18 protein-coding genes and 1 tRNA gene are annotated in these 21,689 nt (G+C 57.1%); 12 read left to right on the top strand and 7 right to left on the bottom strand.

Going from position 1 to position 21,689, the window contains the following annotated elements:
• Window positions 1-42 precede the first annotated feature (42 nt).
• The 3 genes from ICA15_RS01930 to ICA15_RS01920 all read left to right on the top strand — a co-directional run bounded on the left by ICA15_RS01930 (window position 43) and on the right by ICA15_RS01920 (window position 4,456).
• The gene (locus ICA15_RS01930; RefSeq protein ID WP_150616680.1) at window positions 43-465 is read left to right on the top strand and encodes a chemotaxis protein CheY; all 423 of its coding nucleotides are present in this window, start codon (window positions 43-45) and stop codon (window positions 463-465) included.
• 135 nt (window positions 466-600) lie between these two features.
• A complete protein-coding gene (locus ICA15_RS01925; RefSeq protein WP_150616679.1) occupies window positions 601-1,227 on the top strand; it encodes a response regulator transcription factor in 627 nt (208 codons plus the stop codon).
• Between the two features lie 10 nt (window positions 1,228-1,237).
• Window positions 1,238-4,456, top strand: a complete 3,219-nt coding sequence (locus ICA15_RS01920) for a transporter substrate-binding domain-containing protein (RefSeq protein ID WP_210555581.1) — start codon at window positions 1,238-1,240, stop codon at window positions 4,454-4,456.
• 17 nt (window positions 4,457-4,473) lie between these two features.
• Here the strand turns inward: ICA15_RS01920 and dkgB are convergent, their stop codons facing one another.
• Window positions 4,474-5,277 (bottom strand): 2,5-didehydrogluconate reductase DkgB, encoded by an 804-nt coding sequence (gene dkgB, locus ICA15_RS01915; RefSeq protein WP_210555582.1) that lies wholly within the window; start codon window positions 5,275-5,277, stop codon window positions 4,474-4,476.
• Window positions 5,278-5,644: 367 nt separating this feature from the next.
• Between dkgB and ICA15_RS01910 the strand changes: the two genes are divergently transcribed.
• The 5 genes from ICA15_RS01910 to ICA15_RS01890 all read left to right on the top strand — a co-directional run bounded on the left by ICA15_RS01910 (window position 5,645) and on the right by ICA15_RS01890 (window position 11,911).
• A complete protein-coding gene (locus tag ICA15_RS01910; protein ID WP_210555583.1) occupies window positions 5,645-6,511 on the top strand; it encodes a pirin family protein in 867 nt (288 codons plus the stop codon).
• Window positions 6,512-6,707: 196 nt separating this feature from the next.
• Window positions 6,708-8,150, top strand: coding sequence for a mechanosensitive ion channel family protein (locus ICA15_RS01905; protein ID WP_210555584.1), 1,443 nt, complete (start codon window positions 6,708-6,710; stop codon window positions 8,148-8,150).
• 105 nt (window positions 8,151-8,255) lie between these two features.
• The gene (gene xth / locus ICA15_RS01900; protein WP_150601420.1) at window positions 8,256-9,050 is read left to right on the top strand and encodes an exodeoxyribonuclease III; all 795 of its coding nucleotides are present in this window, start codon (window positions 8,256-8,258) and stop codon (window positions 9,048-9,050) included.
• A 137-nt stretch (window positions 9,051-9,187) separates the two neighbouring features.
• Complete coding sequence (locus ICA15_RS01895; RefSeq protein WP_210555585.1) at window positions 9,188-10,843, top strand: hypothetical protein; 1,656 nt, start codon at window positions 9,188-9,190, stop codon at window positions 10,841-10,843.
• Window positions 10,844-11,068: 225 nt separating this feature from the next.
• Window positions 11,069-11,911 (top strand): arylamine N-acetyltransferase family protein, encoded by an 843-nt coding sequence (locus ICA15_RS01890; RefSeq protein ID WP_210555586.1) that lies wholly within the window; start codon window positions 11,069-11,071, stop codon window positions 11,909-11,911.
• On the opposite strand, the gene ICA15_RS01885 is transcribed toward ICA15_RS01890, so the two are convergent.
• From ICA15_RS01885 to ICA15_RS01875, 3 genes are read right to left on the bottom strand one after another with little or no spacing between them, the layout of a single operon-like run.
• Entirely contained in the window at window positions 11,893-12,318 is a 426-nt protein-coding gene (locus ICA15_RS01885) for a DUF4952 domain-containing protein (RefSeq protein WP_210555587.1), read from the bottom strand. The two genes, ICA15_RS01890 and ICA15_RS01885, sit on opposite strands and share 19 nt — an antisense overlap.
• Window positions 12,319-13,068 (bottom strand): hypothetical protein, encoded by a 750-nt coding sequence (locus ICA15_RS01880; protein WP_210555588.1) that lies wholly within the window; start codon window positions 13,066-13,068, stop codon window positions 12,319-12,321.
• 49 nt (window positions 13,069-13,117) lie between these two features.
• A complete protein-coding gene (locus ICA15_RS01875; RefSeq protein WP_150594673.1) occupies window positions 13,118-13,612 on the bottom strand; it encodes a PAAR domain-containing protein in 495 nt (164 codons plus the stop codon).
• Window positions 13,613-13,822: 210 nt separating this feature from the next.
• On the opposite strand from ICA15_RS01875, the gene ICA15_RS01870 reads away from it, so the two are divergent.
• Window positions 13,823-15,349 carry a nucleobase:cation symporter-2 family protein gene (locus ICA15_RS01870; RefSeq protein WP_150601424.1) on the top strand — a complete coding sequence of 509 codons (1,527 nt, stop codon included), beginning with the start codon at window positions 13,823-13,825 and terminating at the stop codon, window positions 15,347-15,349.
• Window positions 15,350-15,554: 205 nt separating this feature from the next.
• On the opposite strand, the gene ICA15_RS01865 is transcribed toward ICA15_RS01870, so the two are convergent.
• Window positions 15,555-15,630: transfer RNA gene (locus ICA15_RS01865), tRNA-Asn, on the bottom strand.
• Between the two features lie 219 nt (window positions 15,631-15,849).
• On the opposite strand from ICA15_RS01865, the gene ICA15_RS01860 reads away from it, so the two are divergent.
• Window positions 15,850-16,080 carry a hypothetical protein gene (locus ICA15_RS01860; RefSeq protein WP_042558588.1) on the top strand — a complete coding sequence of 77 codons (231 nt, stop codon included), beginning with the start codon at window positions 15,850-15,852 and terminating at the stop codon, window positions 16,078-16,080.
• Here ICA15_RS01860 and ICA15_RS01855 read toward each other — a convergent pair.
• Entirely contained in the window at window positions 16,077-16,277 is a 201-nt protein-coding gene (locus ICA15_RS01855; protein WP_150601425.1) for a hypothetical protein, read from the bottom strand. The genes ICA15_RS01860 and ICA15_RS01855 overlap by 4 nt on opposite strands.
• Window positions 16,278-16,500: 223 nt before the next feature.
• Window positions 16,501-17,697 (bottom strand): amino acid aminotransferase, encoded by a 1,197-nt coding sequence (locus ICA15_RS01850; RefSeq protein WP_150594675.1) that lies wholly within the window; start codon window positions 17,695-17,697, stop codon window positions 16,501-16,503.
• Between the two features lie 336 nt (window positions 17,698-18,033).
• Here ICA15_RS01850 and uvrB point away from each other — a divergent pair, with 336 nt between their 5' ends.
• On the top strand, window positions 18,034-20,049 hold the full coding sequence (gene uvrB, locus ICA15_RS01845) for an excinuclease ABC subunit UvrB (RefSeq protein WP_210555589.1): 2,016 nt from the start codon (window positions 18,034-18,036) through the stop codon (window positions 20,047-20,049).
• 152 nt (window positions 20,050-20,201) lie between these two features.
• A complete protein-coding gene (gene gltX / locus ICA15_RS01840; RefSeq protein ID WP_150596876.1) occupies window positions 20,202-21,683 on the top strand; it encodes a glutamate--tRNA ligase in 1,482 nt (493 codons plus the stop codon).
• Window positions 21,684-21,689 lie beyond the last annotated feature (6 nt).

Genomic DNA, 21,689 nt, shown 5'->3' with positions numbered 1-21,689 from the left:
AGTCTTGCCGCACCCAGAAACCTGATCACCGGGAGATTGACCATGATCAATAAAGCTCTGCGTATTCTTATCGCTGATCCGCAGCATTTTCACCGGATGAAAGTCGAGCGTCTGTTCAACAGCCTCGGCTACTACCGCGTTGCCCCGGTGCAGAGTATCGCCGAGCTGTTGACGCTGGTGGACTACGGCTGTGAACCGTTCGACGTGGTGGTCATCAACGCTGAACTGGCGATGGGGTCGCTGGATCTGCTGGGGTTTTTCCTCGACAACCCCCAGGTGCGTCATGCGCTGATCTACAACGAACCCTCGGCGCCATTGCAGGTGAAGTCAGGTTTCGCGCAGGAGAACGTGCAGATCAGTCATGCGGCGTCGCCCGGCGAGCAGGCAATCAGGCACTTGATGGCGCTGGTCGATGCGGCCAAATGGAAACAGGATGGCGTTGAGCAGCGTCGGGCATATGCATAAAAACACCCTCACCACAACTGTCAGATCTGACAGGTGATTTCCATTCCATTGCGTGTAACAGTCGCTGCGCAGCCATTGAGTCTGGATCAGCCGATCCCGGTGGTCTTATTGCCAGATTTTGTAGCGGGAGTGGAAATGAAGTCAGCGCTGATCGTCGACGATCACCCGGTGGTGCGCGCCGCCATCCGAATCGTGCTGCAAACCGAAGGTTTCAAGGAGATTCACGAGGCGTCCAGTGGCAACGAGGTGGTGCAACTGATCCGCGAACACCGGCCCCGACTGGTCGTGCTTGACTTGCATCTGCCAGCACTCGACGGGCTGGACGTACTGGCCCGAATCAAGGCCAACGATCTTGCGTGCCGAGTTCTGGTGTTCAGTTCCCACGATCCCTTGTTTTACCAGGAACGTTGCCTGCGCGCCGGGGCGATGGCTTACGTAACTAAAACCAACCAATTGCAACAGTTGCACAAAGCGATACAGGCAGTGATGTCGGGCTACACCTATTTTTCCGCGATGCCCGACAACGTCAGCGTGTTGAATGCAGTGCAAGCCACGGAAAAACAGATGATCGATCAGCTCTCTGATCGAGAGTTGAGCATTTTCGTGCAACTGGCGCAGGGCAAGGCCAACAAGACGATTGCCGAGGACATGCACCTCAGTCACAAAACTGTCAGTACCTACAAAACCCGACTGATGAAGAAGCTCGGCATGGGTACAGCGGTGCACTTGCGCGATTTCGCCAAGCGCAATCATTTGATCTGAGTAGCCGGACATGAGCCAGGGAGGGCGTATCTGTTGGCTGTGGCTAAGCCTTGTAACCTCTTGCTGGGCGAGTGAAACGCCGCAGGTTCTTGAGGTGCTGACCCGGTCCGGCCTGGACCATGTCCAGGTTCGCCTGGACGAACATGACCGCCAATGGCTGCGTCAGCATCCGGTGTTGCGCATGGGCATTTCCGGTCGCGATTACCCACCGTTCGAGATCACCCGCAATCAGCATGAACTGGAAGGGCTCACGGCCGATTACGCCGACCTGCTGGCGCAACTGCTTGGCCTGAGAATCGAAGTTCAGCGTTTTGCCAACCGGGATGCGGTGATGGCGGCACTCAAACGTGGCGATCTCGATGTGCTGGGGACATCCAACAGCTTTGAGATCGCAGATCCTGCGATCGTTCTATCCCGACCCTATGCCGAAGATCAGCCAATGCTGGTTACCCGGCTCGAAGAGTCCATGCCGTTGGATCTCGCCGGCAAGCGTATCTCGATGGTCGAGGACTATATGCCGCTGGCGACGGTGCAGATGTTCTACCCCGAAGCGAGCGTGCAACTTTACTCCGCGGCAATGGATGCACTGGGAGCAGTGGCGTTTGGTGCAGATGATGTTTATCTGGGCGACTTCATCAGTGCCAGCTACTTGATCAACACCAATTATCGCAATGACCTGCGATTGGCCGGGCCCGCGGGGCTTGATGCCAATCCATTCGGCTTTGCGCTGATGCGCAGCGATGTGCGCCTTAAACGTCTCGTCGACAAGGCGTTGGCGGCGATTCCCATGGAGCACCGGCAGCGTATCGAACAGCGCTGGAGTGTCGGTCTTGCCGAGATGGCTGAACAAACACGGGTGCAGCTCAGTGCCGCAGAACAGCAGTGGCTGGATCAACATCCGGTGGTGCGGGTCGGCGGCATCGAAGATTTCGCCCCGCTGAGTTTTTTCGACGCGGATGGCCGTTTCAGTGGGCTTGCGGCTCAACTACTCAACCTGATCAGTCAACGCAGCGGCCTGAATTTCCAGATCGTGCGAGGGCTGTCGCTGGATCGCCAGATCGAGCAGATGAAGGCCGGTGAGCTTGATGTGTTGCCCGTGGTGACGCCCAGCAGTGAGCGTGAAAACGAACTGCAATTCACTCGGGCCTATCTGAACAATCCGTTCGTGCTGGTCAGTGCGACAACGGCGGCGAGCCCGCGCAATCTTGATGACCTGATGGATAAACGGCTGGCGATTTATCGCGGCCACCCGTTGCGCGGTTATTTGCAGGAGCGCGTATCGGCATTACGTTTTGTCGAAGTCAAAAGCCCCGCCGAAGGCATGGCGTTGATCGCCAGGGGGCAGGCAGACGCCACCGTGAGTTCCTTGCTGGTGGCTCGATTTCTGATCGCCCGTCATCATCGCGAGCGTCTGCGTATTGCCAGCACCATTGGCGATCAACCAGCCCGAATTGCCTTGGCCACCGCACCGCAGTCTTCCATGTTGCATTCGATCCTGAACAAGGCGTTGCTGAGCATCGCTCCGCAACAGATGGACGAACTGATTGCCCGCTGGGGCCATGATGTGGTGGTGGAAGAGAGCTATTGGCTGCGTCATCGCCGCGAGATCCTGCTGGGTTTTGCGGGGGCGGCAAGCCTGCTGTTGGCGGCGCTGATCTGGATCGGTTTTCAGCGCAGGCAGATCCGTCAGCGTCAGCAGTGGTTACAACAATTGCAGCAAGCCAAAGACGCAGCGGACGACGCCAATCGGGCCAAAACCACGTTTCTGGCGACCATGAGCCATGAAATTCGCACGCCGATGAATGCACTGATCGGGATGCTTGAGTTGGCGCTCAAACGCGCCGATGAGGGCGTGACGGATCGCCTGGCCATTCAGGTGGCATCCAATGCCGGGCAACAGTTATTGGCACTGATCGGCGATATCCTCGACATCGCGCGCATTGAAACCGGGCATTTGTCCCTGGCCCCCGAGCGGGCCAACCTGCGGGAGCTGGTGGTGTCAGTGTGCCGGGTGTTTGAGGGGCTGGCGCGACAGAAGCGCTTGCTGTGGCATGTCGAGCTCGGTGCGCACAGCGATGTCGATGTATTGATTGACCCGACGCGCTTCAAACAAGTGTTGTCGAATTTGCTCAGCAACGCGATCAAGTTCACTGAGGAGGGCGAGGTCAGCTTGTGGCTGACGGTGACGGCGGTATCGGCCGAGCGACTGACCGTGAAAGTGCTCATCGAAGACAGCGGGATCGGCATCAGTACGCAGGACCGGCAACGGTTGTTCAGCCCTTTCGTACAGGCGAGCAATAACACTCAATCGGCGCGCGGTGGTTCCGGATTGGGCTTGGTGATCAGCCGCAGCCTCTGCGAAATGATGGGCGGCTCGTTGCACCTCGACAGCGAGCCGGGGCGCGGTACACAAGTGCAAGTCAACCTCGAACTGCCACTGCTGGCCGCCATCGCGCATGCCCCTGCATCACCGCTGACGCAGGATATGCCAGTGTGCTCACTGAGCGTTCTGGTGGTGGACGATCATCCGGTGAACCGTTTGTTGCTGTGCTGGCAGTTGAGTGAACTGGGCCACCGGACGATTGCCGCCGAAGACGGCCATGAAGGACTGGAACGTTGGCTGGCACAGCCATTCGACGTGGTCATCACCGACTGCAACATGCCGCGGCGCAACGGCTATGAACTGGCGCGGGCCATCCGTGACGAAGAAGCCGCTAGCGACCGCGCGCCCTCTCTCTTGATCGGATTTACCGCCAATGCTCAGGTCGAGGAGAAGGTTCGTTGCATTGATGCCGGCATGGACGAGTGCCTGTTCAAACCGATTCGCTTGCACGACCTGCAGCAGGCGTTGACGGGTGCCAGCCAGTGCGACAGTGATGTCGAACCGGTCGAGGGCACGACCCTGACAGAAATCGACCTGAGCGCGCTGGAGCAGATGGCCGGCAATGATCATTCGATGATTGATCGCCTGCGTGCAGAAGTTTTGCGCAGCCTGCACCACGACCTGCAACGCCTCGACGATCTGAACCACGAGAATGACAGTGACGGGTTGCGCGAACTGGCCCATCACATCAAGGGCGGCGCGCAGATGGTGGGGGCGGCGCGTGTGGTGTCGGCGTGCGCGGGTGTTGAACAGGCATGTATCGAGGCTGAAGCCGTTGCCGTGGTCAAGGCGATCCATACGCTGCGCGAGGCCATGAACAGCCTGGCGCAGCGTCTTCAGGGCTGAGCATTCAATCGCGCTGATTAATCCCAGGCAGGCGCAATGCCTTTGGGGCTGGTAAGGCGATGGCCGCGATCCAGCGTGGCGATTTGCGCCATGTCGGCATCGCTCAGCGTCAGGGTCGTGGCGCCGAGATTGCTTTGCAGGTTGGCGCGTTTGGTCGATGACGGAATCACCGCGTAACCCGACTGCATGGCCCAGGCCAGAGTGACTTGCGCCGGGGTGACGTGCAGGCGTTCGGCGATCTGCTGGATCAGAGGATCTTTCAGCACTTCGCCATAGGCGAGGGTCATGTATGAGGTGATGTGGATGCCCTGACTCCGGGCGAACTCGGCTACTTTGCGGTTTTGCAGATACGGATGCAGCTCGATCTGATTGGTCGCGATGTTGTCGGCGCCTACGGCAGCAATGGCCTGTTTCATCAGGTCGATGGTGAAGTTGGAAATACCGATCTGCCGGGTCAGGCCCAAACGCTTGGCTTCCAGCAGGGTCGTCATGAACTCTTCGACGGGCACTCGATCGTCCGGCGATGGCCAGTGGATCAACGTCAGGTCGAGGTAGTCGGTCTGCAGTTTTTGCAGGCTCTCTTTGAGGCTGTCAATCAGGCGCTCTTTGGCGAAGTTGGCAACCCAGATCTTGCTGGTGATAAACAGCTCTTCACGTGGGATGCCGCTAGCGGCGATGGCCTGGCCGACGTCGGCTTCGTTCTCGTAGATCTGTGCGGTGTCGATGACCCGATAGCCGAGCTCGAGGGCGGTGCTCACCGAATCGATGACCACCTGGCCTTGCAGGCGAAACGTACCAAGACCGAAAGCGGGAACAGACATGAAGACTCCAGAGGTTGCAGTGGGAATGGGGGGAGTATCCGCGTCTGCGGCCATGGGAAAAACCGTTGGCGGGGCAAAGCACTGTTGATCAGAAGTCATGAATCAATTCCGAGACCTGTGATGTCTGGCCAGGCCTCTTCGCGAGCAAGCTCGCTCCCACAGGGAATTGTGTTGGTGCTGAATTCTATTTACACCCCCGAAACCTGTGGGAGCTGGCTTGCCAGCGATCGCCGCGACTCGGTCTTGTGGCTGTCGAAGTTCACTGTCCTCCAGATAGAACGCTGAAGCTGATTTTTGCCGTCTAGTGCAATCATCGTCATGCAATTAAGCTCAATCCATTGCGTTATTCACACCTTTGGAGCCAATCATGAAAAACATCATCGGTATTTACACCAGCCCTCGCGGCCATTGGGTCGGCGATGGTTTTCCGGTTCGCACACTGTTTTCCTACGACAACCTTGGCAAACACATCAGCCCGTTCTTGCTGCTCGATCATGCGGGGCCTGCTGAATTTACGCCGACCACCGAGCAGCGCGGCGTGGGTCAGCATCCGCACCGTGGTTTTGAAACCGTGACGATTGTTTACGACGGTGAAGTGCAGCACCGCGACTCAACCGGCAGCGGTGGCACCATCGGCCCGGGCGACGTGCAATGGATGACTGCCGCTTCCGGGATCCTGCATGAGGAGTTCCACTCGGAAAACTTCGCCAAAACCGGCGGAAAGCTCGAAATCGTTCAGCTGTGGGTCAACCTGCCGGCCAAGGACAAAATGGCTGCGCCGGGTTACCAGACAATTCTTGATCACGACATCCCGAGCATTGCGCTCAAGGACAATGCCGGTAGCCTGCGTTTGATCGCCGGTGAGTTCGACGGTCACACAGGTCCGTCGCGCACCTTTACGCCAATTGATGTCTGGGATATGCGCTTGAACGCTGGCAAGTTGCTGGCGCTGGATCTGCACGAAGGACGCAATACTGCGCTGGTGGTGTTGAAAGGTTCAGTGCAGATCAATGAACAGGAATCGGCGGAGCAGGGGCAACTTGTGTTGTTCGAGCGCGACGGCCGTCAACTGACTCTCGAAGCTGGAACCGACGCCGTGGTGTTGTTGCTGAGCGGCGAGCCGATCGACGAACCGATCGTTGGCCACGGCCCGTTCGTGATGAACACCGAGCAGGAAATCCACCAGGCCTTCGCTGACTTCCAGTCCGGGCGTTTTGGCCGAATGCACGGGTAATTCCAGCCACACCAAACCCTGTAGGAGCTGCCGAAGGCTGCGATCTTTTGATTTGGTTTTTAAAGATCAAAAGATCGCAGCCTTCGGCAGCTCCTACAGGGGGCTTAGTGTTTTTTTGAAGGCTGAAATCAATTACTCCTACACTGTCCCCAATCTGTGCGATCTTCGCGCGATTGGCCTTCGTCGGAGTTGTTTGATGCTGTCTCTGCTGACTGAACATCCGTTGTTTTGCGCGTTTATCCTGATCCTGCTCGATCTCGGACTTTGGCGTCTGATCAGTTCCCGTGGCAGTGAATGGAAACTGCTTGTGCGGGTGCTGATTTTCACGGTGTTCAGCCTTCTGCTGTTCAATGAAGGTCTCAATCCGATGGAGCCCGCGCCGTGGGCCGACAACGTTCCGCTGCACCTGGCGGCGACCGGGTTGCAGATCGGCTGGTGGTTATTCGGCGCGCGCACGCTGACGGTGTTGATCGGTGCAGTCATGATGCAGCGGGTCGGGCACACCGGGCGGCTGCTCCAGGATTTGCTCGGCGCGGTGATTTTCCTGATAGCAATCATCGCGGCATTGGCGTACGTGCTGGATCTGCCAGTCAAAGGAGTGCTGGCGACTTCCGGCGCGCTGGCGATCATCGTCGGTCTGGCCTTGCAGAGCACGCTGAGCGACGTGTTTTCCGGGATTGTCCTCAACACCACCAAGCCGTATCAGCTGGATGACTGGATTTCCATCGACGGCACCGAAGGCCGGGTCACTGATATCGACTGGCGTGCCACGCGTCTGCAAACCAGTCAGGGCAGCATGGCGGTGATTCCCAATTCGTTGGCGGCCAAGGCCAAGATCATCAACTTCAGTCGACCGAGCAACATGTTCGGCGTATCGGTCAGCGTGCAGGTCAGCCCCCATGCGCGGCCCCATTCGGTGATCGACGCGCTGGAGCGGGCGATGCAGGGCTGTCGGCAACTGCTCGACACGCCCGCACCGAGCGTGGCGTTGAAAAGCTCCGGCAGCAACGGCGCCGAATACGAGATCAGCGGTTTCGTCGCCTCGATGAGCGAGAAACGGCTGGTGCGCAATCAGCTGTTTGATCTGGCGTATCGGCACTTGCAGGCATCCGGGGTCAATCTGCTGTCGAGCGATGAAGGCAACGCACCGACCCAGTCGTCGCGACCGCGTGCGTTGCTCGACAGCTCACCGATCTTTTCGACGCTGCGCCAGGAAGAAAAGGACACCTTCAGCCAGTACATGGTCCTGCAGACTTTCCGCGCCGGGGAGGTAATTCTGGCGGGCGGGGAGGTCAGCGATCACTTGTTCATTGTCGAGTCCGGGGTGGTTTCGGTGACATTGAAACGTCACGGCACACCGTTCGAGTCCGGGCGCATGGGCCCGGGCGAAGTGATCGGCGAGGCCGGAATTCTCGCCGATACGTCGCTGCCGGCGGACTTTACGGCAAAAACCTTCTGCGCCCTGTATCGCATCGAGAAGTCCTATCTCAAACCGTGTCTCGATGCGCGGCACGACATCAACGATGCAATGACAGCGCTGTTTGATTACCGTCTGCACAAGGCGCAATCGCTGACCGAGGAAGCGCCCGTGGTGGTGCCCAAGAAAGGCTTTTTGCAATGGCTGCGCAGTCGCGCCTGAGCCTTTCAGCGCTGTTGTCGCACGCCGTAGCGGAACGATTCAATGCAACCAGTGCGAGGCCGACAAGGTCAGAATTTTCACAACCTCTGGCACGAGCCCCGGACGATGAAAAACCTGCGGATCGCCACCTTCAACGTCAACGGCCTGCGCGCGCGGCTGCCCAATCTGCTGGAGTGGCTCAAACGCGAGCAGCCGGACATCGTTTGTCTGCAAGAACTCAAATCGCTCGACAGCGCGTTCCCTGCCGCCGACCTGGAAGCTGCCGGTTACGGCGCGATCTGGCACGGTCAGGCGGCTTGGAACGGTGTGGCGATCCTCGCCCGCGATGCGCAACCACTGGAGAGTCGGCGCGGCTTGCCCGGTGATCCCGAGGACAAGCACAGCCGTTATCTGGAAGCGGCGGTGCACGGCGTGTTGGTCGGTTGCCTGTACCTGCCCAATGGCAACCCGCAACCGGGGCCGAAATTCGATTACAAACTGGCGTGGTTCGAGCGGCTGATCAGCTACGCGAAAGACCTGCAAAGCAGCGATCACCCCGTCGTACTGGCCGGCGACTACAACGTCGTGCCCACCGACATGGACATCTACAACACCCGCTCATGGCTCAAAGATGCGTTGCTGCAACCCGAAAGCCGCGAGTGTTATCAGCGATTGCTGGATCAGGGCTGGACCGATTCGCTGCGGCATCTGTATCCCGAAGAGCGCCTCTATACCTTCTGGGATTATTTCCGCCAGCACTGGCAGAGCAACTCTGGCCTGCGCATCGATCATCTGTTACTCAATCCGGCGCTGAGTCCTTACCTGCACGAGGCCGGCGTAGATGCCTGGGTGCGCAATGAACCGCACGCCAGCGACCATGCACCGACATGGATTCGCATCGGTTCACGGAAAAAACGCTAGTTCAAAACCTCGCACCTGAGAATAGTTATCATAATAGATTGGTGAAAACTCAACCTAATCCATGTAGTGGCTTTTTGGTTCTGGATGTCGTAGCTTTGAAATATAGGAAATACAAAAATAATGATGGAGCGAAGCGAATGTCCAGTTACTTTAAAGATGCGATTTCCAAAATTTATGGTGATGATGACTTCATTATCATCGGTCTGACCGGTCGTACTGGGAGTGGATGCTCTACGGTTGCAAAAATACTTTCTAAACCGCAAAAGGAAATAAAGCACTCATTATTTTCCGGCAATAATCCTGAGTCTAATCCTCAGCGAAAACAGAAAATTGTCCTTAAGAATTTCGAAAAAACTTGGGAGCCATTTGTAACTATTCAGGCAAGCTCTGTTCTGACTCTCATGTTGTCGGAGCTGGATATTACTGATTCTTCTGTTTTTTTAGGTGGGGTGGAGGGAATAGATGAGGGGGTTAAGAGGAACATCGTTGAGGTTTTACAGGAGATAAAAAATGAGCCGCTTGAGGACGGTGATATAAAAAGCCTGCGTAGATATTACGCGGAGTTTTTACCCGGTCAGAATGAAAAGCTGAAACTGGCGATGGGTGGCTCAGGGTATGTTAAGTTGTTTCAGCAAGTAGGTAATAATCTGAGGAACTCAGGTAATCCGACGTCGGGTGAACTTAAGAGTGGTAGTTTTTACGCGTTAGCGGATAAAATAAATTTAATTATAAAGTCGATACGTTCCGCTCGAGGGAAAGGTCAGAAAACGTTTATTGTTATTGATGCTATTCGCAATCCATTTGAAGCGACTTATTTCCAGGATCGATATTCTTCATTCTATTTGATGGCTGTTTCATGTGAGGATGAGCAACGTAAGAGAAGACTGAGATTTTTAGGGTATACGGATGAGCAAGTAATTAGGATCGATAGCGAAGAATATAGCTCTCGAAGCCTTGATCAGCAGTCGACGTATATCAAGCAGGACATTCAAGCTTGCTTGGAAAGATCAGAGCTGTACATAAGTAATCCGGATTCAGAAAATGCCGTGTCGGATTTTTCCAGCTTGGCAAATCAGCTGATAACTTTTGTGTCCTTGATGACAAGGCCGGGTCTTGTTACGCCTACGCCTTTAGAAAGGTGTATGCAGATGGCATATACCGCAAAGTTGAACTCAGGTTGCATTTCGAGGCAGGTTGGGGCTGTTGTTACCGATTTGAATTTTTCAGTGCAGTCTGTTGGCTGGAATGATACTCCCTATGGACAAGTTCCGTGCAGTTTGCGTAATCGATTTGATCTGATTAGTGGGTATGATCAAATCGCCTATTCTGAGTACGAGAAAACCGATGTTGGGTATATTGAAAGATTTAGTGGTGAGAATTCTAAATATCTAAAGATTGCCAGTACGGGACGGAATGTCTCCTATTGTTTTAAAAGTGAATACAATAGCCTGAAGAAAGAAAAGAACCAGGTTCATACAAGATCCCTTCATGCAGAAGAAAATGCGTTTTTGCAAATATCCAAGTATGGTGGGCGACCGATCGAGGGGGGTAAACTTTTCACAACAGCTAGTCCTTGTGAGTTGTGCTCCAAGAAAGCTTATCAGTTAGGCATAAAGGAGATTTATTATATTGATCCCTATCCGGGAATTGCGGTGACTCATATTTTGATGGGTGGTACCAATAACCCTGAGTTGATAATTTTTTCGGGTGCTATCGGGCGTGCATTCCATAACTTGTATTCTCCTCGGCTTCCATACAAAGACGAATTGGCCGCTTTGGCGCGCGATGACTGATCATCGTGTGTGTTTTGCGACTCACTCAGCGGGTATCTCTGAGTGAGTCGTCATCGAACACCACGTTATCTGGTTATCCCGAGCACCCGACATGGATTCGCATCGGTTCACGGAAAAAACGCTAGGGGCGATTGGTGAAATCAATTGTCGAATTCAGTGCCCGATACCGTATACATGGCGACCATCAACGCAGTGACCTGCGGCCCCATGCATAAGGACTGAGCAATGAGTGAGCCCCGCCTGACGAGTCTGAAACGGTATCTGCAACGCCTGGGTTTCGAGGCACCACCGCCGCCGACCCTGGAAACCCTGCGCGAGTTGCAATTGCGCCATACCGGCGCTTTCACCTTTGAAAATCTCGCAACGGTCACCGGCACTCCGGTATTGATCGATCTTGCCTCGATTGAGCAGAAAGTCTTGCACGGTGGTCGCGGCGGTTACTGCTACGAACTCAATCATCTGTTTTTTGCCCTGTTGCTTGAACTGGGCTTCGACGTTCGGGCCATCAGCGGGCGAGTGGTCATGAATCAGCCCGAAGGCACCTGGACCGCGCGCACCCATCGCTTGAGTCTGGTAACCCTCGGCGGCGTGCGCTACATCACCGATGTCGGCTTCGGCGGCATGGTGCCAACCGCACCGTTGATGCTGGATACCGAGGCCGAGCAAGCCACACCGCACGAGCCGTATCGCATCGAAAAACAACCCGACGGCTACATGCTGCGCGCCAATGTCGGGGGCGAATGGCGGCCGATGTACCTGTTCGATCTGCAACGCCAGGAAGACATCGATTTCACCATCGGCAACTGGTATGTCTCGGCGCATCCGCAATCACCGTTCGCCAATCGGCTGATGGTTGCGCGTACTGGCGATGGCTGGCGGCGTACATTGAACAATGGCAGTTTCGCGATCCACCGCATCGGCGCCGAGAGCGAGCGGCGTGATGTAGCCGATGTGGAAGATCTACTCGATCTGCTTGAGGTTGAGTTCGGGATACAGGTCGCGAGCCCAGAATTGTTGAGGCCGGTGCTCAGACGCCTTATCGAGTCGGGTCAGGGATCCTCAGCGTAAGCATCGACCTGGATCGTAAAGAGATTGATCTTGGCCCACGACTCTCGTTGCCCGACCTCTGTTTCCTCTGAGCCAATGCTGATCAGGTAGTTGATGCCTGTTGCCGGATCCTTGAAACCATTTTGGGTCGAGTCCCAGGAGCAACAGGCGCGCGTGATCGGCGATATCCCGAAGTGCTGTTCAAGGTACTGTTCGGCTTTCGAAGCATTGGCCCCGGATACTTCATAGCTGGCAGAAAATGGCTGGCCCATGCGGTCAAGCGCCTGCTTGCAGCCTTTGAATTCAACAAACGATGGCTTGTCTGCGAGCTTCGACAGAAAGTCATCACAGCCAAAGTCGGCACTGGCGCTGTTGGCAATTACCAACAACAGCGCGGGTATCAATCGGATCAGGAACAGCCGAATCATTTATTTCTCCACCAGCAGTTCGCCGACATATTTCCCGCCTTCACCTTTGACTCGCCGGCAAATGAGGTAATCGTAAACATCGTTCCATTTGATCAGCTCATAAAAAGTGACGCAGCCGTCGGACAAATGGCCGACATGGATGTAACGGCTACTGTTGCCTTTCGTGCCTTGCAGTTCGATTGGAAACCAGACATCCGTGCAATGCAGGCTGCCTTTGGTCTTATAGCCGCCGGTTGAAATGTTCCCGTGAGAGCGGTCGGGTGCCATGATCCGGTGGCGGCCGGGCGGGATCGGTGTGTATTGGCCACCCCACTGACTATTGAGTGTCACCTTTGCCGTGATGCCGTTGAAACTGACCTGGGCCCATTGCTGAAGGAGTTTACCCTTGAACTCCGATACGGCATGGGCCGGTGCGCCGGTGTATTTGACCTTCACAGTCGCCGGCCCTGTGGGCGGCGTGTCCATCAGGTACTTCAAGGCATTTTCGGTCTTCAGGCTGGCGGTCTGCCCGACGAATTCAGAGTTGCCATCGGCAATCCGGAAGTAGGTTCGACCACCTGACTCCTTGGCGAGGGTCACTTTGGTGAATTCGCACAGCGCGACGAGGATGCCCTTCGGTTCGAGCTTTACGCTTAGCCAGCCGTTGTCGTCAGCGCGTTTGGTGTATTTGGTGACCACGGTAGACGGGTGGGTACTGCCGCCCTGCCTGTTCGAGGAGGCTAGATTATTGTTCAGGATCGCAAGCGCCATGCTGGTTACAACTCCTTCAGATAATTTTCAGCAGACTGGTTCCATCTGTTCAGGCCAGGTCGTCGGGTTCCAGATGCAACAGTTCGGTTGCCCTGGTGGAAACGCGTTGGGTCAGCCCCCGTTCATTGGTGACTCCGCGGAAAATCTTGCCTGAGGCGGTGGTGATTTTATAAGCGAAGTCCGGCACAGGCTCGCCGTCGGCGTCCGACAGGGTGAATTGCTCGTCGAAGCCGAGGTTGATCGGGGGGACTGGGCTGACCGCTGCGCCACCGCCACTTTGGCCAATGATGACTGTGCCGGAGCCGCCGACGATGACATCGCCGTGAGTGCCAAGGCTGCCTTGCGTAGCGGCATTTTTTCCGTTGATGAAGACCGTTGCCGAAATATTGCCACTGATTGTGCTGCCGCAAGAGGCAGGATCTCCGAGGCGCGCGGCTGGCAATCCATCGAAAAAAACGTCGGGCGAGCCGGCAGCGATTTTCTGTGCGGCATGCCCTGGGCAGTTTGTGGCGTCTGTAGCGCGTGCGGCTGGTTTTCCACTCATGCTGAATTCCTTATCTGATCCCGGAAAGGGTTTCCGTTAATCCCTACGGCATGCCGCCGATCCTGCCACGCGCCGAGGTTGAGCTCAATAGCTCTTCGCGGTACCGGTTTCGGACAACTCGAGATGATTTTTTGTATACAAAGCGATAGACACTTGTCGCGACTTTTGAATACAGTGTGCGCATAACAAAAACCAGGGAACCCCCCCACCATGAAAACGCCCCATGTTTCACACCAACGGCCCGAGGACGAAAACCTCGGGGTCGGCGCGAATATGGCTTACGGCCTGCAACATGTTCTGACCATGTATGGCGGTATCGTCGCGGTGCCACTGATCATCGGTCAGGCGGCCGGGCTGTCGCCCGCAGACATTGGTTTGTTGATTGCTGCTTCATTGTTTGCGGGGGGGCTGGCGACACTGCTGCAAACCCTGGGTCTACCGTTTTTCGGCTGTCAGTTGCCGCTGGTACAGGGTGTGTCGTTCTCCGGCGTTGCGACCATGGTCGCGATCGTCAGCAGTGGCGGGGAGGGTGGCTTCCAGTCGGTGCTTGGCGCGGTGATTGCCGCGTCGCTGATCGGGTTGTTGATTACCCCGGTGTTCTCGCGCATTACCAAGTTCTTCCCGCCGCTGGTGACCGGCATTGTGATCACCACCATCGGCCTCACGCTGATGCCGGTGGCCGCGCGCTGGGCCATGGGCGGCAATAGCCACGCGCCGGACTTCGGCAGCATGCAAAACATTGGCCTGGCGGCGGTCACGCTGGTACTGGTGCTGCTGCTGAGCAAGGTCGGCAGCTCGACCATCTCGCGCTTGTCGATCCTGTTGGCCATGGTGATCGGCACGGTGCTGGCGGTGTTCCTCGGCATGGCGGACTTCTCCAGCGTCACCACCGGCCCGATGTTCGGCTTCCCGACGCCGTTCCATTTCGGCATGCCGACCTTCCACTTCGCAGCGATCCTGTCGATGTGCATCGTGGTCATGGTGACGCTTGTGGAAACCTCGGCGGACATTCTTGCGGTGGGTGAAATCATCGGCACCAAGGTCGATTCCAAACGTCTGGGCAATGGTCTGCGCGCGGACATGCTGTCGAGCATGTTTGCGCCGATCTTCGGCTCGTTTACCCAAAGTGCCTTCGCCCAGAACGTCGGGCTGGTGGCGGTGACCGGGATCAAGAGTCGTTTCGTGGTCGCCACCGGTGGTCTGTTTCTGGTGGTCCTCGGCCTGCTGCCATTCATGGGCCGAGTGATCGCGGCAGTGCCGACTTCGGTACTCGGCGGCGCAGGTATTGTGTTGTTTGGCACCGTCGCCGCGAGTGGTATCCGTACGTTGTCGAAGGTTGATTACCGCAACAACGTCAATCTGATCATCGTCGCGACCTCAATTGGTTTCGGCATGATCCCGATTGCTGCGCCGAGCTTCTACGATCAATTCCCGAGCTGGTTCGCGACCATTTTCCACTCGGGCATCAGCTCGTCGGCGATCATGGCGATCCTGCTCAACCTGGCGTTCAACCACTTCACAACCGGTAACTCTGACCAGCAGTCGGTGTTTGCGGTAGCGGAGGAGCGAACTCTGCGCTATCGCGATCTGGCGGCGCTGCGTGAGGGTGACTACTTCTGCGACGGCAAACTGCATGACTGCGATGGCAAGGAAGTGCCGGTGATCGAAGTGGATGCAGATCACGACCATGGTCACGGTGCCCCGAAGGTGCAGGTGAAGAGCAGCGAACATGTTTGATCGCTGATCGAATAAAAAGGCCGATCTGTTGGAAGACAGATCGGCCTTTTCGTTTTCGTGGAGATCAAAAGATCGCAGCCTTCGGCAGCTCCTACAGGGGGAGTGCATTTCAAACTGTAGGAGCTGCCGAAGGCTGCGATCTTTTGATCTTTTCGAGCGCCCACAAAAAAGCCCCTGAACCTTTCGATTCAGGGGCTTTGCTATTTGGCTCCACAACCTGGACTCGAACCAGGGACCCAGTGATTAACAGTCACTTGCTCTACCAACTGAGCTATTGCGGAATTGGTGCGTATGTTACTGATTCAAAAAGAGAAGTCAAGCGTCTGTTGTTGAATTGTGCAATTCGCCAGGACGGACGGTGGTTTATCGGCGATTGGCGGTTACCAGAATCGCCTCAGGGGTCTACCATGGCCGCCCGGAAGTGGTCACACGCGCTGCCGGCCATTCGCCGAAAAGGTACGCGCCATGAATCACACATCACTGCACATCGAGGTGCTCGCATGACCACCGCTCAAATCAGCCTGCCAAAAGGCGTCGGCCCGCACGCCGAAAAACTCTTCGATGCAATCACCCAGGCCAGCACCGCTGAAGAACTGAACCGCGCTGGCGGCAAGGCTGAGGGTTTTGTCCTCGGCCTGGAAACTGCCAAGGCCATCAAAAGCCAGATCGCCGAATCGCTGTACGTTGTCTATGACGATGCCGCCAGCCAGCGTGCGAGCGAACTGGCTTAACTGCCGAAGGTGATGGTGCCCATCATCAGTTTGGCGTAAGCCGCGGTGGTCGCCAGTTGCACCAGCCACAAGGCCAGGCCGCCGAGAAACACCCCGGCCGCCACTTGCAGCACCAGGCTTTTCTCGCGTTTGGCGGGGGCGCGGGGGATGAAATCATCCAGATCGTCACGGTCGGCGCGCAGGTTGTCGTTTTTCATGGGTTTCTCGCAGAATTCTGAGGTGTTCACAAACCCTGTAGGAGTGAGCCTGCTCGCGATAGCGGTGTGTCAAGCAATGAAGCTTCAACTGACAAAACGCTATCGCGAGCAAGCTCACTCCTACAGTTTGGATTTGTGTGCAGTTTAGAGGGTGTGGACTGTTTACCGGCACAAATAAAAACGGGAAGCCCGAAGGCTTCCCGTTTTTCATCACAATGCGAAATCAGATGACCTGAACAATCGCATCCGTTACAGCCTTGATGTTGCTCTGGTTCAGCGCAGCCACGCAGATGCGGCCGGTGTCCAGGGCGTAGATGCCGAACTCGTTGCGCAGGCGATGAACCTGCTCAGTGGTCAGGCCGGAGTAGGAGAACATGCCACGCTGACGGCCGACGAAGCTGAAGTCGCGCTGCGGTGCTTTTTCTGCCAGCAGGCTGACCATTTGCTCGCGCATGCCGCGAATACGCAGGCGCATTTCCGCCAGTTCCGCTTCCCACTGCGCGCGCAGTTCCGGGCTGTTCAACACGGCGGCGACGATGCTTGCACCGTGGGTCGGCGGGTTGGAGTAGTTGGTGCGGATCACGCGTTTGACCTGCGACAGCACGCGTGCGCTTTCTTCTTTCGACTCGCTGATGATCGACAGGGCGCCAACGCGCTCGCCGTACAGCGAGAACGACTTGGAGAACGAACTCGAAACGAAGAAGGTCAGGCCCGATTCTGCGAACAGGCGCACAGCCGCGGCGTCTTCGTCAATGCCGTCGCCGAAGCCCTGATATGCCATGTCGAGGAACGGCACGTGACCTTTGGCCTTGACCACTTCCAGCACGTTGTTCCAGTCCGCCGGGGTCAGGTCGACACCGGTCGGGTTGTGGCAGCAGGCGTGCAGGATAACGATCGAGCCGTTCGGCAGGGCGTTGAGGTCTTCGAGCATGCCGGCACGGTTCACATCGTGGGTGGCAGCATCGTAGTAACGGTAGTTCTGCACCGGGAAACCAGCGGTTTCGAACAGCGCGCGGTGGTTTTCCCAGCTCGGGTCGCTGATCGCCACAACAGCGTTCGGCAGCAGTTGCTTGAGGAAGTCGGCACCGATTTTCAGTGCGCCGGTCCCGCCGACGGCCTGGGTGGTGATGACGCGACCGGCGCTGATCAGCGGCGAGTCGTTACCGAACAGCAGCTTTTGCACGGCCTGGTCGTAGGCAGCGATGCCATCGATCGGCAGGTAACCGCGCGAAGCGTGTTGAGCGACGCGAATCGTTTCGGCTTCGATAACGGCGCGCAGAAGTGGAATTCGCCCCTCTTCGTTGCAGTAAACACCTACGCCCAGGTTGACCTTGGTGGTCCGGGTATCGGCGTTGAATGCTTCGTTGAGGCCCAGGATTGGATCGCGGGGTGCCATTTCGACAGCGGAGAACAGGCTCATTTTTGCGGCGGCTCTGAATGGGGAGTGGAGGGACGTGTCGCGCTCCAGCCGGATGCACTAGAGCGGTGCACAAACGGGGAGCTAGTATAGAGGCCATCACTGAGCAATGGCGACAGGCGATTCGGCTTTTAGGGTAAGTTTTTCCGATTATTTCTTGACCGTTAGTCGATTGAGCGTGTCAGAGTTTTTACCGGATGTAGGACGTTTGCCTTGAAAGCCAAGGCAATCGCCACCACATTCAGCACAATCCAGCTTTTTCTTGCGCGACATCGGTCGTTTGCGGTCGTCCCCGTGGTGTTCCGCTTTGCTCGGAACCCCGCGATCCCAGAGGTGTGTATGTCCGAATTCCAGCTAGTCACCCGCTTTGAGCCCGCCGGCGATCAGCCGGAAGCCATCCGCCAGTTGGTTGAGGGCATCGAGGCCGGGTTGGCGCACCAGACGCTGCTCGGTGTGACCGGCTCGGGCAAGACCTTCAGTATCGCCAATGTCATCGCGCAAATTCAGCGCCCGACCCTGGTGCTGGCGCCGAACAAGACCCTGGCCGCGCAGTTGTACGGTGAGTTCAAGGCGTTTTTCCCGAACAACTCGGTCGAGTATTTTGTTTCCTACTACGACTACTACCAGCCCGAAGCGTATGTGCCGTCGTCCGACACCTTCATCGAGAAGGATGCGTCGATCAACGACCACATTGAACAGATGCGCCTTTCCGCGACCAAAGCGCTGCTGGAGCGCAAGGACTCGATCATCGTTACCACGGTGTCGTGCATCTATGGTCTGGGTAGCCCGGAAACCTATTTGAAGATGGTGTTGCACGTCGATCGCGGCGACAAGCTCGATCAGCGTGCGCTGCTGCGGCGTTTGGCTGACCTGCAATACACCCGCAATGATATGGACTTTGCTCGCGCGACCTTTCGCGTACGCGGTGATGTGATCGACATCTACCCGGCGGAATCGGATCTTGAGGCTATCCGCATCGAATTGTTCGATGACGAGGTCGAGAGTATTTCCGCGTTCGATCCGCTGACCGGCGAAGTCATCCGCAAGATGCCGCGCTTCACGTTTTACCCGAAAAGCCACTACGTGACGCCGCGCGAAACCCTGCTTGGCGCCATCGAGGGCATCAAGGTCGAGTTGCAGGAGCGTCTCGAATACCTGCGCAGCAACAACAAACTGGTGGAAGCCCAGCGTCTGGAGCAGCGCACTCGTTTCGATCTGGAGATGATTCTTGAGCTGGGCTACTGCAACGGCATCGAAAACTACTCGCGCTATCTCTCGGGTCGCGACTCCGGTCAGGCGCCGCCGACCTTGTTCGACTACCTGCCGGCCGACGCCTTGCTGGTGATCGACGAATCCCACGTCAGCGTGCCGCAGGTCGGCGCGATGTATAAAGGTGACCGCTCGCGTAAGGAAACCCTGGTGGAGTACGGTTTTCGTCTGCCATCGGCGCTGGACAACCGGCCTATGCGTTTCGACGAATTCGAAGGCATCAGCCCGCAAACGATTTTCGTCTCGGCCACGCCGGGCAATTACGAGGCGGAACACGCCGGTCGCGTTGTCGAGCAACTGGTGCGTCCGACCGGCCTGGTGGATCCGCAAATCGAAATCCGTCCGGCGTTGACTCAGGTTGATGATCTGCTTTCGGAAATCACCAAGCGTGTGGCGCTGGAGGAACGGGTGTTGGTCACCACGCTGACCAAACGCATGTCGGAGGATTTGACCGATTACCTCGCCGACCACGGCGTGCGCGTACGTTATCTGCACTCGGATATCGACACCGTCGAGCGGGTTGAAATCATCCGTGACCTGCGACTCGGCACCTTTGACGTGCTGGTCGGGATCAACCTGTTGCGTGAAGGCCTGGACATGCCGGAAGTGTCGCTGGTAGCGATCCTCGATGCGGACAAGGAAGGGTTCCTGCGCTCCGAGCGCTCACTGATCCAGACCATCGGCCGTGCGGCGCGTAATCTCAATGGCCGGGCGATTCTCTACGCCGATCGCATTACCGGTTCGATGGAGCGCGCGATTGGCGAAACCGAACGCCGTCGCGACAAGCAGATCGCTTTCAACCTGGCCAATGGCATCACGCCTAAAGGCGTATTCAAGGACGTTGCCGACATCATGGAAGGCGCCACGGTGCCCGGCTCGCGCAGCAAGAAGCGCAAGGGCATGGCCAAGGCCGCCGAAGAAAGCGCCAAGTACGAGGCCGAATTGCGCTCGCCAAGCGAGATCACCAAGCGAATTCGGGCGCTGGAAGAGAAGATGTATCAGCTTGCCCGGGACCTGGAGTTTGAAGCGGCGGCGCAGATGCGTGATGAAATTGCCAAGCTGCGCGAGCGTCTTCTGGCTGTTTGATTGTGCGGTGAATTATCCGGCCTCATCGCGGCCAGCGGGCCTGACAGACACAAACCTGGCTTAAATACCGTGCCCGCTGGAGCGGGGCGGGTGTCGCCTGTTACCATTCGCCGCTTATTGATCTTTGCTTTTCATTCTTTTCGAGACATGCCATGACCACCGTCCGCACTCGCATCGCGCCATCGCCTACCGGCGATCCCCATGTAGGTACCGCTTACATCGCATTGTTCAACTACTGCTTTGCCAAGCAGCATGGCGGTGAGTTCATCCTGCGGATCGAAGACACCGATCAGTTGCGTTCGACGCGCGAGTCCGAGCAGCAGATCTTCGACGCCCTGCGCTGGCTCGGCATCGAGTGGAGCGAAGGCCCGGACGTCGGCGGCCCGCACGGCCCGTATCGTCAGAGCGAGCGTGGCGATATCTACCAGAAATATTGCCAGCAACTGGTTGAGCTGGGTCACGCTTTCCCGTGCTTCTGCACGGCAGAGGAGCTGGACCAGATGCGCGCCGAGCAACAGGCGCGTGGCGAAACTCCACGTTACGACGGCCGCGCGCTGCTGCTGTCCAAAGAAGAAGTTGCCGCACGTCTGGCCGCTGGCGAGCCCCACGTGATCCGCATGAAAGTGCCGAGCGAAGGCGTCTGCGTGGTCCCGGACATGCTGCGTGGTGATGTCGAGATCCCGTGGGACCGCATGGACATGCAAGTGCTGATGAAGACCGACGGCCTGCCGACGTATTTCCTCGCCAACGTGGTCGACGATCACTTGATGGGCATCACCCACGTACTGCGCGGCGAAGAATGGCTGCCGTCGGCGCCGAAACTGATCCTGCTTTACGAGTACTTCGGCTGGGAACAACCGGAGCTGTGCTACATGCCGCTGCTGCGTAATCCGGACAAGAGCAAGCTGTCCAAGCGCAAGAACCCGACCTCGGTGACGTTCTACGAGCGCATGGGCTTCATGCCGGAAGCGATGCTCAACTACCTGGGCCGCATGGGCTGGTCGATGCCAGACGAGCGCGAGAAGTTCTCGCTGCAGGAAATGGTCGACAACTTCGACCTCAAGCGTGTGTCCCTCGGCGGGCCGATCTTCGACATCGAGAAACTGTCGTGGCTCAACGGCCAGTGGCTGCGTGATCTGCCGGTGGAAGAGTTCGCCAGCCGCTTGCAGACCTGGGCGCTGAACCCGGAATACATGATGAAGATCGCTCCGCACGTGCAGGGCCGTGTTGAAACCTTCAGCCAGGTCGCACCGTTGGCCGGGTTCTTCTTCGCCGGTGGCGTTAATCCGGATGCCAAGCTGTTTGAATCGAAAAAGCTCTCGGGCGATCAGGTTCGCCAGTTGATGCAGTTGATTCTGTGGAAGCTGGAAAGCCTGCGTCAGTGGGAGAAGGACAGCATCACTGCGACGATTCAGGCCGTGGTTGAGTCGCTGGAGCTGAAACTGCGTGATGCGATGCCGTTGATGTTCGCGGCAATCACCGGGCAGGCGAGTTCGGTGTCGGTGCTCGATGCGATGGAAATCCTCGGGCCGGACCTGACCCGCTTCCGTCTGCGTCAGGCGATCGACCTGCTGGGCGGCGTGTCGAAGAAAGAAAACAAGGAGTGGGAAAAACTGCTGGGCGCCATCGCCTGATCCCCT

The sequence above is a fragment of the Pseudomonas sp. P116 genome (assembly GCF_020149425.1).
In the GTDB taxonomy this organism is placed as follows: Bacteria; Pseudomonadota; Gammaproteobacteria; order Pseudomonadales; family Pseudomonadaceae; genus Aquipseudomonas; species Aquipseudomonas anatoliensis.
Note: the sequence above shows the minus strand (reverse complement) of the source record. Positions and strands in the feature narration are given on the sequence as shown.